A 14,409-nucleotide genomic window follows, 5' to 3' on the forward strand; every position below is an offset into this window, starting at 1 on the left:
CATATGATAGAAAAATCCCTAAAATTACTTTTTCTAAAACTAAACAATGAAATAGCTATATATATTTAACAATACTCATAGTCCTATATCCCTTATGTAGCAAAACGCAGCTAATAAATTAACTCATAACAAAATACAGATTATGAAACTATCAAATTTCTATCGACTGGCAAAGAGAGTCTTTTCACACTCCTGTTCGTGTCGATCAAAAAACTTGTTGAGCCACGCGCAGAGTCTCAATTTTGTGAACGTATTAAGCCTTAGAGAGGTAACCAATTGAGAGAAGTTCCATCGGTATTCGGTCTCTTGTTCTCAGATACGAGCAATCTCTTGGTCTACGAGTATATCCTGATGATACTTTTGAGGCAGTTCTCGCTCTTGGAAGGATTCAAATGCAAATTTTCCCACACCGCGCACAACAAAGACTACACCGTTGCTCTCTCAATTAAACGCTAAGAGATTAATGAGGTGTTGGGTGTCGCAGCAACCACGGTCGCCCCCTCCTCCCTCGTTCAATCGGAACCTTGCTTGCCATGATATTATCACTGCCCTTGTCATCGCAAAGATGTACATAATCGGGTTAGCATGTTTCATAATCGAGATGTACGTGTATTTTTCCCAATCAAAAGACTTATATAAAGAGAAATAAAATTGCTGTCAAGGAGCTTGACGGACGCTTTGACAGGCTTCCCGCGGAGAGCAAATCCCTGCCGCTGTCCCAAATGCTCAAGCAATTTGAAATAAAGCTCTCGGAACAGTTCTGAAGGTCGTTTCGAGTTTTAATAAAAGCGGAAGAAACTACCCGACCATCCACTTTTTAAAGTCCGACGCGCGGTTTTTGCTCACGTAAAGGCGCTCCGGCATCTGCGCGTCCAAAGTGACCAACAAGCGACTGTCGAACCAGACGGTGATATTCGTCACGCTCTCACGCGCAATGATGAATTGCTTGTTAGCACGGAAAAACACGTCGGGATTCAGATGTTGCATCATGCTGTCGAGCGTCTTGGCATAGGGATAAATCTTGCCGTCTCTCAAATGCACCGTCGTATTGCTATCGGTAGTATAGAAAAATGAAACGTCGGACAGTGTGACCGGAACGAGTTTATCCTTCACCGGAATCAGGATTTTCTGGATGTATTTCCCCGTCGGAGTCAATTGCGCCTGCTGAGTGACGTATTCGCGCATGTCGCGTTTCGTCAGTTTACGAAATTTCTCCAAAGCGCACCTCAAAGCTTCCGTATCGACAGGTTTCAGAATGTAGTCGATGCTGTTGACCCGAAAAGCATCGAGCGCATACTCGTCGTACGCCGTCGTAAAAATAATGGGTGTCTCGACCGTAATCATCTGGAAGATATGGAACGCCGACCCGTCCGAGAGATGGATATCCATGAATATCAGGTCGGGCGCATCGTGCATTTGCAGCCATTTCACCGTCTGGCTGACACTTTCCGTCACGCCCTTTACTTCAAGGCTATCATCCATCTCGCTCAGTATCTTCTTCAGGTTTTCACTGGCGGCCGTCTCGTCTTCAACAATTAACACTTTCATAGCTTATATAATGCTTGTTTAGGTCAAGGGTAAAATAACGGTAAATGTCTCGTCCGTTTGCTCGATACGGATATCTTTATGCACCATCAGCTGGAAGCGTGCGCTGAGATTTGTCAATCCGGTACCGTTCGTGACAGGCTTTTCCAGCTTCGGATAGATGGGATTGGATACGGTCAATACCGTTTCGCCCGAATCGCTGTCGCTATGGGTAGCGATAACCATGCGTATCTTATGCTCGCTGTCGATCGCGTTATGGACTACGGCATTATCGACGAGCGGGAGGAGCGACAGCACCGGCAGCTTCATGGCCGTGGCAGACTCATCCACCCGAATGTCGAACGTCAGTTTATCGGCAAAACGGACTTCGAGCAGATAACGGAACGAGTCGAGAAAGTTCAGCTCTTCGCTAAGCGTTACGAGCCCTTTCTTGTCGCTTTGCAGGATGAAGCGGAATACATTCGATAGCTTGTTCACAAATTCCAGCGTCCGTTGTTTGTCGTCGCTTCGGACAAGATACGTCAAGCCGTTGAGCGAGTTAAAGAAGAAATGCGGATTGATCTGGTTCGCCAGCGCGTCGCAACGACTTTGCAGCGTTTCTCTTTTCAACCGCTCAATCTCCAGCTCCTTCTCGCGCTGTACCGAATACAAAGCCCTCGCGTAACCGATGAGCACACACAGTACACAGGCTACGACAAACTGAAACAGCAGGTGAATGGTGAAGCAATCGATATGTTTCTTGATCGATAATGAAATCAGAATATAGAGGCCATAGGCCAGTGCCGTAACAATGGCTGTCAAGAAGATACGTCGGGCAAAAACAGGCTGTTTGATTTTTTTGATGTTGATGAGCAGCAGCGCCCAGATGGTAACGCTAAAAAACAGATAGCGAAAAATGAAAAAAAGCCAGTAACCGATCAAACTTTCGAAACAGACATGTTTGATCTTCATCGTATTTACGGGCACCTGCATCGTTGCCCCATCTGTCCCTGCACTTTGTACATGCCTGGGGATATCCCACGGTATCTGGGCGATATTCGGATAAATGATAAAAACGCCCATTAATAAACCGAACAAGAATAGTGCCTGTACCGATGTGAATTTTTTTATTGTAAACATGATGGTATTTCTTTGTTTGCAAAGGTATGAAAATATTTCGCCTGTTTTTTCAAAACACAAGGGATGATGAACCAACTTTTTTTCGTCTTTGCCGATACTTTTTTCGTCTTTGTCCGAAAAAACCTGCGGCTTACGCTTTGTCCTATATATTTTATGGTTCAAACCGTTACAATTTAATCTAAGCATCACGGAGCGATCCTTAGACCGTTCTTTTTTCGCAATCACCTCCCTTTTTTTCGTGATGCTGAGAAATCGGAAACAAACGCATCCTTTTTACCCCATCTTTGTATCACAGACAAACGACAGCCGGGTTTCGTCCCGATGGTCTTTGAGAAATAACAAAAAGGAATATGAATGGTAAAATGAATAGAATTATGAAACGTTTGAGTTTGGTTGTTACAGCCTTGTTAGTAAGTGTAACCATGAGTTTTGCGGGAAACAAGCCTTCGGATCAGGTTCCTGTGGTTATCGATATGACACAGTTGAGTCGCTATTTACAGTTGGATGCACAGCAAGTAAGAGAAGTGGTTGAAATAAACGACTATTTTATCGAGATGCAACGGAAGAGCTTGACTTATTCCAACAAGGACTTGCGGGAAAAGAAGATGGAACAGGCCATTTACGGCAATCTGAAACTGATGAAAGAGACGCTGACCGAAGATCAGTACAGAAGTTACCTGGGATTATTGAATCTGACGTACAATAACCGTAGCAAGATGCTTCGCATGGACAGCTTGCAGGATACGTATTGGGTCAATCAAACCAATTGACCGAATTAAATTAAAGATTGTGAGAAGCCGGGGCTTGTGAAAGTCCGGGCTTTTTTTGCATCCGGAAAATTTTATTTCCCTTGCAGCTTGCATTATCTTTGTCGCAAAAATTCAAAAGAAGAGATGAATGCAATTTGGATCGTATTGCCGATTCTTTCCCTGTTAATGTTCGATTTGGGCCTCACACTCGAGTGGAAAGATTTTCTGTTGTTCCGTCGCCGTCCGCGCGCGGTTTTTACGGGATTAGTCGGACAGATAATCGTTCTTCCCGCACTTGCCATGATGTTGGGCTGGGCGTTTAGTCTCCCTCCGCTGTTCTTCATCGGACTCGTACTTATCGCCTGCTCGCCGGGAGGCAGTTCGTCCAATATTTTTTCCATGCTTGCCAAAGGGGATGTAGCATTATCGGTCACATTGACGGCGCTGAGCAGCGTCATTACCCTGTTCACCCTTCCTTTCATCATGGGATTGGCCGTACATATCGCCGGTGGCGAAAGCATCGACGTGCATCTGCCTGTAGGAGGACTGATCATCCAGAACTTGTTACTGATGCTGCTTCCGATTGCTGCGGGGGTATTCGTCAGACGACGCTCTCCATCAGCTGCTATCGCGATCGACCGGGCGCTGTCGCGGATCGCATTTCCCGCCCTGATTCTCTTGGCGACACTTTTCTTTGTGCAGCACCGTCTGACGATTCGCGAACATATCGGTCTGCTCGGAGGGTGCATCACGGCGATGATCTTGCTCGCCACCTTCGCCGGAGCGGGACTGGCACGGGCCATGCGGCTGCAAAAACGCGAACGACGCACCATCATCATCGAGGTAGGCATGCAAAATGCGGCGCAAGGTATCGCCGTTGCCACGAGCCCGATTATCTTCAACAACGACCTCATCGCCGTACCGTCTATCATCTATGCCTTACTGATGAATATAATCCTGCTGATTTACGTCGGCGGGCTGAAACGGCTTGATCATCAGCCAGCGCTTGAAAAAAAGTAGCATAACGAACGTTCCTCTTCTTTCAATTGTAGCGTGAGGACATCCTGCCCGATATCTCCTTGCGCATACCCCCAATAATGGGGATTGACAGAGTTGAAAAAACAACTTATTTTTGCCAAGCAAAAATAAAGGAGAAAATGAAATTATCGGACTTGCATAATGGAGAATCGGGGGTGATCGTACGGGTTACAGGTCATGGCGCTTTCCGGCGACGCATCATCGAAATGGGTTTTGTACGTGGTCAGCACGTGACATCGGTACTCGATTCTCCGCTGAACGACCCGGTGAAGTATTCCGTGATGGGATACGAAGTATCGCTTCGGCGCAGCGAGGCGGCAATGATCGAAGTGCTTTCGGAAGAAGAAGCGGAGAAAGCCGTCGAAGAAACCAAAGAGGCCCATCGTACGAATGGTGTGGCCGGCAATGAAACGACCGTGAAACATAACGGATCATCATCTGTAACCCGTCACAAGAACGAAATTCGTATCGCGCTGGTGGGCAATCCGAACAGTGGAAAGACATCGCTCTTCAATGTGCTCTCCGGAGGACGTGAACACGTCGGTAATTACAGCGGCGTCACCGTAGCAGCGAAGAGCGGCCATTTTACATACAACGGCTATAAATTCAACATCACCGACTTACCCGGCACCTATTCACTCTCTCCCTACTCGCCCGAAGAGCGTTACGTCCGACAACATATTTTCGACAATCAACCCGATGTGATTATCAATGTCGTGTCGGCGTCGAACCTCGAACGCAACCTTTATCTAACGACCGAGCTCATCGACTTGAGTCAGCCTGTAGTGGTCGCATTGAATATGTACGACGAGCTTTCAGCCAGCGGTGCAACACTCGACTACCATCATTTTGGTGCGATGATCGGCATCCCTATGGCGCCGACGGTAGCCAAGAGCGGCAAAGGACTCGACAAACTGCTGGATACGGTGATCGATGTCTTCGAAAATCGCAGTACCATCCAGCGTCAGATACGGATCAATTATGGCACAGCCATCGAGCCGGAACTCGACAAACTCTCGACAAAGATGCAAACGGCCGATGACCTACCGCACCAGTTTCCTCCTCGCTACTGGGCATTGAAATTGCTGGAAGACGACAACGAGGCGGAGCGTATGCTCGGTCACTGTGCCAACTATGTCGCATGGAAAGAGGCGACCGACCACGCAAGGACACGACTGAAGCGTCAGCTGAACGACGACATTGAGGCGACGGTCATCGATTTCAAATACGGCTTTATTGCCGGTGCCTTGCAGGAGGTTTATACACCGGGCAATCAAGACACACATCGTAAGACGGGCTTTATCGACCGCTTGGTGGCCAACCGATGGTTGGGCTTCCCCATCTTTATCTTCCTGATGTGGATCACATTCATGACCACCTTCTGGCTGGGCGCTTTTCCACAGGAGTGGATCGAAACAGGATTCGCCAGCCTCGGCGAGTGGATCGCCTCATCGATGGCAGACGGAGCCTTGAAGGATTTACTCGTGAACGGCATCATCGGCGGAGTAGGTAGTGTGGCTGTTTTTCTACCGAACATCCTGGTGCTGTATCTTTTTATCTCCCTCATGGAAGATTCGGGCTACATGGCGCGCGCGGCATTTATCATGGACCGGATCATGCACCGGATGGGATTACACGGTAAGTCTTTTATTCCTTTGCTGATGGGATTCGGATGTAATGTACCGGCCATTCTGGCTACACGTACGATCGAGAGTCACAGCAGCCGGTTGATCACGATCCTGATTAATCCGTTCATGTCGTGCAGTGCTCGGCTCCCAGTCTATCTTCTGCTGGCGGGAACGTTCTTCCCGAACAGCGCAGGCACCGTACTCGTTTTACTTTATTTTTTCGGTATCGGAATAGCAGTGATCACAGCGCGATTGCTTCGTCGGGGCATATTCAAAGCCGACGAAACGCCTTTTGTAATGGAGCTTCCTCCGTATCGCATGCCGACTTTACGTGCCACCCTCAGACACATGTGGGATAAAGGCGAACAATACCTACGAAAGATCGGAGGCGTTGTACTTGTCGCTTCGGTAATCATCTGGTTTTTGAGTTATTATCCGCGTCCGTCGGCCGATATGCCGGCCATAGCAGAGACCGAAGTCACGGCTTCACAACAATACGAGAACTCGTACCTCGGACGGTTAGGGAAATTCTGCGAACCGGTCGTACACCCGCTCGGTTTGAACTGGAAGGCAGCCATTGCCCTGATTTCCGGTTCTCCGGCCAAAGAGGTAATCGTCAGCACCCTCGGTGTGTTGTATAGTAATGAAGACGAAACGACGCTCTCCAATACGTTGCTCGCCTCCGGCGATTTCACGCCACGTTCGGCTCTCGCGTTTCTTGTTTTCGTGCTGCTCTATTTCCCCTGCATCGCTTCGATTGCAGCGATTGCCAAAGAAACAGGAAGTCGAAAATGGGCGGCATTCTCCATGATTTACAACACGAGTATCGCATGGATCGCTGCGTTTGCCGTCTATCACATGGCAGGTTTCTTTTTTTGATTGGAGAGGACACGGGTCTTTGCTGAATAAGAAAATAAAGGCAATGCTCCACCTTGCCGCCATTAATGCAATAAGAACTGACTAAGGAACTAAAAGAGTATTATCAAAGAAAGAAACAGGAAGGAAAGCACTCTCTATTAGTACTGAACAATATAAAATTCAAACTAATAGGGAGAATATTTGCAGTCATCAATAGAAAAACCGAATTTGTTAATACAAAAAAATCTTAACATGATAATTTGCATATCTACACAGAATAGGTTAATTTATACTTGGACAAAAGACCTGCTTCTTGCATTAGCCTCTTTATTGCACTAAGGTGATGTAGACAAACAATAAGAGTGCTTTTTAAGTCGCAAAAAAAGGATTTATAGAGGAAATATACAAATCTTATCTATATTTGCGGGAAAAAGAAGGAACGAGTTGGACCGAAATCATCAATTGACCATCAGTTTCAAAGCGATCTACGTATCGTATTACACACGGATGAAACGCTTTGCCGAAGCATACATCATGTCGGAAGCCGATGCCGAGAACATTGTACAAGATGTATTCCTCGATTTATGGGAACGGCAGGATGTGCTTGAAGGGCGCATCAATAAAACGGGATGGCTGTTGACTTCTGTAAAAAACAGATGTGTGGATTTCCTCCGGCACAAGATGGTCGAACAACGATCGGCCGAACAGTTGCAAGAGGAATACATGCGTACCCTGCAAATGAAGTTCGAGTCGTTGGAAGCTTTCGACGAAGAATATGTTGCAGAACATGACATCGAGTCGGTTGTATCGAAAGCCATTCAAACTTTACCGGAAAAATGTCGACAGATTTTTATCAAAAGTAAAATCGAAGGAAAAAAACAAAAAGACATAGCCGAAGAACTCGGCTTATCACTTAACACCATCGAGACCCAGATGGGGATTGCCTATAAAAAACTGAAGATCGCACTCAAAACACTACTCCCCATGCTGTTCTTTTTATTTACGTGAAAAGAACAGCTTCTTAGCGGATTTTTCACTCTTATACGTTCTACTATCAAAATATGGAAAAGATGGAAGAACAAGTACGGAGATATTTTCAAGGCATGCTTGACGACTCCGAACGATTAGAATTATTGAGAAGGATGGATACCGATTCTCGGTTAAAATCCGAATTTATCGGGCAGCAGAATATCGAAGCACTATCGCTGCTTTGGAAACAGGAACAAGACGAACGGGAAGCAAGACGAAAATATTCGCAACTCATTCGGAGCATGAAAGAAGACCATCTCCGACCTCGGCACTCTTTCTCCCTCTACGTTCGTTATGTAGCAGCGGCAGCGCTGTTAATTGGATCTACGGCGTTTATCACGCAGCACCTCTCGAAAGAGAGCCTACCGTATGAGAAAGCGATGAGTTCACTTTATGTGCCTTCAGGGCAACGAGCCCAATTGGTACTACCCGACGGCACGCAGGTATGGCTCAATACACGATCGACACTGACTTACCCGACATCCTTCGGAAGCAAGGAGCGCCGTGTAAACCTTACGGGAGAGGCTTTTTTCGATGTGGCAAAAGATGCGGAAAGACCTTTTATCGTTTCGACAAAAGATGTAGAAATGAAGGTACTCGGCACGAAGTTTAATGTCTATAATTACCCCGGTACAGACTATATTCAGGCCAGTCTGCTCGAAGGCAGTATTGAAGTTTCCGACCTCCGTATGCCAACCCGGCGAGTTACGCTGAAACCAAACGAAACAGTAACCGTCTGCGAAGGTAAGATGCAAGTTCAGCCTACCACATCTCCCGATCATTTTTTGTGGAAGGACGGAATTTATTGTTTTGAGAACGAATCACTCAAGAATATTCTGATTCAACTCGAACGATATTACGACGTCAAAATCGAAGTAAAAGATCCGGAACTGTTTAATCTGACGTATAGCGGTAAATTCCGACAGCAGGACGGGATTGATGAAATACTCCGGATAATCGGCAAGATAAACCGGTTTACGGTTACGAAAGATATGGAGACCAGTACAGTTAGAGTGAGTAAATAACCGATTGTTACATTTGATAAAATAAAGACAACCATGAAAACATAAGTCTATCCGAAGAAAAGAAAGGCGGCGCAATGCTGCAACATCGGCCGCCTTTTTAAAAAGTAAACACGTGACTTAACTTTAGTATTCACTTAACATTGCAAAGATATGGAAATAAAAACTTTGTTCTTATTTTTAACTGTAAAAAATATACGTTTTAAAAACTTTTTCAGAATGATGAGAATTTCGTTCCTTCTTTTATTCGTATTCACCCTGCAACTGACGGCTATTGGGACCGAAGCCCAACATGCCATGGTGACCATGAATTCGCATACTGTTTCGATAAAACAGTTAATCCATGAGATCGAACAACAAACAGATTATCTGGTCGTATACAGTAACCGCGAAGTCGATACGCAACGTGAAGTGCGTTTTCGGAGTAAATCGGACAAAGTGTCGTCGTACCTCGACGAAGCGTTCGGAACAACCGATATCGGTTATGAGTTTGAAAACAACTACATTGTGTTAGTGAGAAAAAAAATGCTGGGTAAGACAGCTTCTTCCGTTACACAACAGAACAGCCGGCGGATAACGGGGACAGTGATTGATGCCGCGACAGGTGAGCCTGTAGTCGGTGCGAACGTAGTCGTCAAAGGAACGACTATCGGAACGATCAGTGACCCTGACGGACGTTTCGCTTTCGACGCACCGGCAAGTGCGACACTCGTCGTGTCATATATTGGCTACCTGACGGCCGAAGTCGAGTCATCTTCTTCCCCCATGCAAATCCGTTTGCAGGAAGATACACGCTCGCTCGAAGAGGTTGTAGTCATCGGCTACGGCACTGTGAAGAAAGTCGATTTAGCGGGTTCTGTAGGCGTGATGGATCATAAGAGTTTCAGAGACCAGCACCTCTCGGATCTTTCGAACGGTTTACAGGGACGTGTTTCCGGCGTTTCCGTTCAGAAAAACGGTCAGCCCGGCTCTTCTGCGAAAATCCGCATCCGAGGAGTCAACTCTGTTTATCGAAACAACGCCCCGCTGTATGTTGTAGACGGACTGGTACGTGAAAACGGAGAAGCAGGTATCGCACCCGAAGATATCGAATCCGTTCAAATCCTAAAAGACGCTTCATCCACTGCCATTTACGGATCACGCGGTGCCAACGGCGTGATTCTGATCACGACCCGGAAAGGAAAAGCGAACCAGCAAAATATCACTTTCAACGCTCGGATGGGCTTCTCAAACCTCTCAAAAAAATATGAGATGCTAACTCCTTACGAGTCTGCGCTGGCTTACCGCGACATCAAAAACCCGAATGCCTTCACCGATGTCGAAATGGAAGGATATAAAAACGGAATCAAGGGAATCGATTGGCAAGATGTCTTTTTCGGAACCGGCATGACACAGGACTACCAAGTAACCATATCGAAAGGCAACCGGCATACACAATATTATGTATCGGGCCGCTATAACTCGGAACGAGGCATCGTTGAGAATAATAAATCGGATAAATATCAGTTCAAATTTAACCTCACGTCGGAACTGACACCGTGGCTACATCTGACGGCCGACATCATGGCCGACCATTCCGACTTTACCGGCTCATGGTTCAGCACAGGCCCCAACCCCATGTTCAAAGCCTTGAACTACTCTCCTACCATGGAGATGCAGGACAAAAACGGTAAATACAACTGGGATCCTTATAACAACATCGAAGCCAATCCAATGGGAGAAATCAGACAAGCGCCGTCTGACTCGAGAGCCAACCGGATGACAGGGCACGTCGATCTGAGATTCACGATACTGCCCGGACTAACGTTTACGACAACGAACGGGGTAGACTACTTCGATGGGAAAAACTATTCATTCGGTCCCACCACCGTATATCGGCAAAGCTTTGCCAGCAACGCAGACCATAATCGTCTGATGCTACAGACGATCAATAATCTTATGTATACGGGAAAATGGGACCAACATTCGCTGACGGCTTCGGCCATCTTCGAAGCCACCTCGTCGGAGACACGCATGATGAGCATCTCGGGCAATAATCTGCCGGTCGAAAGTGTCGGATACTGGAATATCAACTTGGCCGGATCGAAAAGCCTCCGAAACGATTACGGCAGAAGAACGCTGCTTTCGGGCATCGGACGGATCATCTACAATTATGATGACCGCTACATCTTAACCGGAACGTTCCGTGCCGACGGTTCTTCGGTATTCACCAACAACAAATGGGGCTACTTCCCCTCTGTCGCTGCGGCTTGGAATATAGTCAACGAAGGGTTTATGAAAGATCTGTCGATCTTCCGTCAGTTCAAACTCAGGAGCAGCTACGGAATTGTGGGTAGTCAGGCACTGAATCCTTACGAAACCCTCGGACTTCTGTGGGAAGCTAACACGGCTTTCGGAACAACGAGCCAACGCACAGGGTACTACGCGGGCATCTTCGCTACTCCCGACCTGACTTGGGAGAAAACACTTCAATGGGATTTAGGGGTCGATTTCTCCGTGCTCGACGACAGGCTGAGCTTCTCGCTCGATTATTACGACAAGCGTACAAAGGACGGTTTGCTCAGAAAGCATATCCCCAGCTATAATGGCGGCGGAGATTACTGGGTGAACGACGGCGAAGTACATAACAAAGGCTTCGAAGTTTCCGTATCGGCACGACTAATCCAAAATTCCGACTGGAATTGGACGAGTACCCTCAACGGTACATGGCTGAAGAACGAGGTTCTCTCGCTCGGCTGTGAGCGGTTCATCTTCGGAAACACCTTGTGGGGTGGTTTTGTCAATGAAGTTTCTCTGGTGAAAGTGGGAGAGCCGCTCGGTCTTTTGTATGGATACGTTTGGGAAGGACTTGACGAAAACGGATGTAACAAATTCAAGGACGTGAACGGAAACAACAAACTCGATTCGGAAGACCGTCAGATCATCGGTAACTCACTCCCCGATTTTACGCTGGGCTGGAACAACCAAATAAGCTGGAAGAACTGGGAGCTGAACATGTTCTTCAACGGCCAGTTCGGAATGGATAAGATCAATCTGACACGGTTTGCCATGTCAACGATGACAGGCCCGAGCCGTTTCATCACGCTGAAAGAAGCGTATGAAAATAATTACGACAAAGTCGGAGCGGGTGCAGCGTATTCGTCGTTGAAGAATGCAAGCAACCGGAATTACGGCAACTCGTCTCAGTGGGTCGAAGATGCAAGTTATCTGCGCTTAGAGAACATTACCCTTTCGTATAGGCTGCCGAAACGCGTAGTTCGTTTTGCCGATCTGCGCCTTTCGCTCAGTTGTCAGAATGCATTTACCATCACTCGCTATTCGGGGATGGACCCCGCCAATGTATCGGCCGGCCCCAATGCGGATGTGGATAACGGAATCGACATGGGAACCTTCCCGTCTCCGCGTACTTTCTTAGTAGGTATTCATGCAAATTTCTAATTTTAAAACAGTTACCGGTATGAAAAATAAAATCATCATAGCAGGACTTTTTGTCTTTTTGTTCGGCGCCTCATCGTGTAATGATTTTCTGAAAGAAGACCCGAGGGGTAAGCTAACACTGCGCAAGTTTACATCGCAAAAGGAGGTCGATCTGGCTGTCACAGCTTTGTACAGCAAGGTGGCGCAGATGCAGGCGAACACGAACCTGACCGCCCCCAACTTTATGCAAGGCGACGATGCGACAACCAATCCGGGAAGTAATAAAATGTGGTATGCCGAAATGGACGGATTCCGTCCGACCGACGGAAACATAGCACTGGCGCAAACATGGTCAGGAAATTACACGCTCATTAAGGCCGCTAATTACGTGTTGGAAAATATCGACGAAACGCCCATTTCCGAAGAAGAGAGAAATATCGCCATCGGTCAGGCGAAGTTCTGGCGGGCGATAGCTTATTTTAACCTCGTGCGTATTTGGGGACCGCTGCCACTGATTCTTAAGAATGAAGTAGAGAGGGAAATTCCACTCAGTTCGGAAAAAGAAGTGTATGAGAAGGTAATCGTGCCCGACCTACTCGATTGCCAAAAGTTGTTGCCGACGAACTATACGACCGAACCCGGCAAGCTCTTCGGTGTAAATACCTTTGTCACGTATCAAGCGGCACGTGCTACCCTCTCGGCTGTCTATATGGCGATGGCAGGATGGCCGATCAATGAAACTGCGTATTACGCAAAGGCGGCGGCAGAGGCATTGGCCGTAATCGAAGGCGTAGAGAAAGGACTGTATGAATACATACTGGAACCGGAGTTCAAATTCGTCTACGACATTACACATAACTATACACAGGAAACGGTGCTGGGAGTCAATGCGAACGGACTGTTTGCCGATGGTGAAGGTACATCCTTCTGCAACACCCAACTCTTCGAATCACAAGGTGGATGGGGCGATTTCTGGGGAGAAATACGCTTTTGGAAACGGATGCCCGAAGGCCCGCGTAAAGACGCCGTGTACTCGTCGAAAATCCTTTACCAGAACAAAATAGGCAATCCTTTGATAAACTGGTGGGACAAAGATGAAAAAGGCAATTGGCTGGTACCCGAACTACATCCGATGTTTTGTACCACGACGGTCTCCGGTTCCGGAATCAACGACGTGCAAGACTACGACTATACGAAGGGTGTCAACATGTGCCAGTTTACGTCACAACGCCGCAAGATGATTCGTTATGCCGAGGTCTTGCTGTGGTATGCCGAGTCGCAGGCACGCTCGACCGGAGCGCCCAATGCGAAAGCCTATGAATGTGTGAATCGGGTACGCAAGCGCGCCGGACTGCCCGAGCTGACTCCGGGGCTGAGCGGACAAGCCTTTGCCGACGCCGTCCTTGCCGAGCACGGCTGGGAAGTGGCCGGTTATCATCCTGCACTGGTGACACGTCGAGCCGACCAGTTGCGGATGAACACCCTTAAAGAAACTTTTGCCGAACGTGTGGCTAATACGCCGGTTGAGATCGTACCCGGGGTGGCAGTACAGGAAAAAATCCCCATTACTGAAGCCACGTGGACTGACAGCCGAAACTACATGCCCTATCCGGCATGGGACGTTTCCCTGAATCCCAACCTAAAACGATAAGCGAATAAACAAGACGAGGGTGTGTACAAACTTGCGTTTTGACACACCCTCTTTAGATGGATAAGAATAGGCGGAATACAAGGTGCTAATGATGAGAGAGCGAGCAAGCATACGAACGTATGTGACCAAGATCATATTCAGCAAGCGACAAAGCAGTTCACTCATTATAACACATTTTCTTTCTTATTATCCCAAATTCCGCATTGAGTTATTTTTTTAATATAAAACCAATTTCAAACACACTTATAATATGCTAAAATATATGTTTTTAAACAATGTTTTTTTGAAAAAATCTCTAACGCTACGCGTTAGAAAAATATATGTATTATATTTTATTAATCAGGCAGTTATAG

General features: G+C 47.1%; 9 protein-coding genes. 7 read left to right on the top strand and 2 right to left on the bottom strand.

Annotated features, from left to right (window positions below; translation table 11 throughout):
* Positions 1-798: 798 nt before the first annotated feature.
* A complete protein-coding gene (locus EII41_RS11795; protein WP_124790752.1) occupies positions 799-1,548 on the bottom strand; it encodes a LytR/AlgR family response regulator transcription factor in 750 nt (249 codons plus the stop codon).
* Between the two features lie 18 nt (positions 1,549-1,566).
* Positions 1,567-2,664, bottom strand: a complete 1,098-nt coding sequence (locus EII41_RS11800; protein ID WP_124790753.1) for a sensor histidine kinase — start codon at positions 2,662-2,664, stop codon at positions 1,567-1,569.
* Positions 2,665-3,038: 374 nt separating this feature from the next.
* Between EII41_RS11800 and EII41_RS11805 the strand changes: the two genes are divergently transcribed.
* From EII41_RS11805 to EII41_RS11835, 7 genes are all read left to right on the top strand, one after another.
* Positions 3,039-3,434 (top strand): hypothetical protein, encoded by a 396-nt coding sequence (locus EII41_RS11805; protein WP_124790754.1) that lies wholly within the window; start codon positions 3,039-3,041, stop codon positions 3,432-3,434.
* A gap of 123 nt (positions 3,435-3,557) precedes the next feature.
* Positions 3,558-4,433 (top strand): bile acid:sodium symporter family protein, encoded by an 876-nt coding sequence (locus EII41_RS11810; protein WP_124790755.1) that lies wholly within the window; start codon positions 3,558-3,560, stop codon positions 4,431-4,433.
* A gap of 137 nt (positions 4,434-4,570) precedes the next feature.
* Positions 4,571-6,958, top strand: coding sequence for a ferrous iron transport protein B (gene feoB / locus EII41_RS11815; protein WP_124790756.1), 2,388 nt, complete (start codon positions 4,571-4,573; stop codon positions 6,956-6,958).
* A 423-nt stretch (positions 6,959-7,381) separates the two neighbouring features.
* Positions 7,382-7,945 (top strand): RNA polymerase sigma-70 factor, encoded by a 564-nt coding sequence (locus EII41_RS11820; RefSeq protein ID WP_124790757.1) that lies wholly within the window; start codon positions 7,382-7,384, stop codon positions 7,943-7,945.
* 53 nt (positions 7,946-7,998) lie between these two features.
* Entirely contained in the window at positions 7,999-8,991 is a 993-nt protein-coding gene (locus tag EII41_RS11825; RefSeq protein ID WP_124790758.1) for a FecR family protein, read from the top strand.
* Between the two features lie 216 nt (positions 8,992-9,207).
* Positions 9,208-12,426 carry a SusC/RagA family TonB-linked outer membrane protein gene (locus EII41_RS11830; RefSeq protein ID WP_260425573.1) on the top strand — a complete coding sequence of 1,073 codons (3,219 nt, stop codon included), beginning with the start codon at positions 9,208-9,210 and terminating at the stop codon, positions 12,424-12,426.
* 19 nt (positions 12,427-12,445) lie between these two features.
* Entirely contained in the window at positions 12,446-14,056 is a 1,611-nt protein-coding gene (locus EII41_RS11835; protein ID WP_124790759.1) for a RagB/SusD family nutrient uptake outer membrane protein, read from the top strand.
* Positions 14,057-14,409 lie beyond the last annotated feature (353 nt).

The organism is Tannerella forsythia (assembly GCF_003860135.1).
Lineage (GTDB): Bacteria > Bacteroidota > Bacteroidia > Bacteroidales > Tannerellaceae > Tannerella > Tannerella forsythia_A.

Bases quoted from the DNA above. Each gene is read 5' to 3' on its own strand.
- EII41_RS11800 (WP_124790753.1), bottom strand. From the start codon at position 2,664: ATGTTTACAATAAAAAAATTCACATCGGTACAGGCACTATTCTTGTTC.
- EII41_RS11825 (WP_124790758.1), top strand. From the start codon at position 7,999: ATGGAAAAGATGGAAGAACAAGTACGGAGATATTTTCAAGGCATGCTT.
- feoB (WP_124790756.1), top strand. From the start codon at position 4,571: ATGAAATTATCGGACTTGCATAATGGAGAATCGGGGGTGATCGTACGG.
- EII41_RS11835 (WP_124790759.1), top strand. From the start codon at position 12,446: ATGAAAAATAAAATCATCATAGCAGGACTTTTTGTCTTTTTGTTCGGC.
- EII41_RS11805 (WP_124790754.1), top strand. From the start codon at position 3,039: ATGAAACGTTTGAGTTTGGTTGTTACAGCCTTGTTAGTAAGTGTAACC.
- EII41_RS11810 (WP_124790755.1), top strand. From the start codon at position 3,558: ATGAATGCAATTTGGATCGTATTGCCGATTCTTTCCCTGTTAATGTTC.
- EII41_RS11795 (WP_124790752.1), bottom strand. From the start codon at position 1,548: ATGAAAGTGTTAATTGTTGAAGACGAGACGGCCGCCAGTGAAAACCTG.
- EII41_RS11830 (WP_260425573.1), top strand. From the start codon at position 9,208: ATGATGAGAATTTCGTTCCTTCTTTTATTCGTATTCACCCTGCAACTG.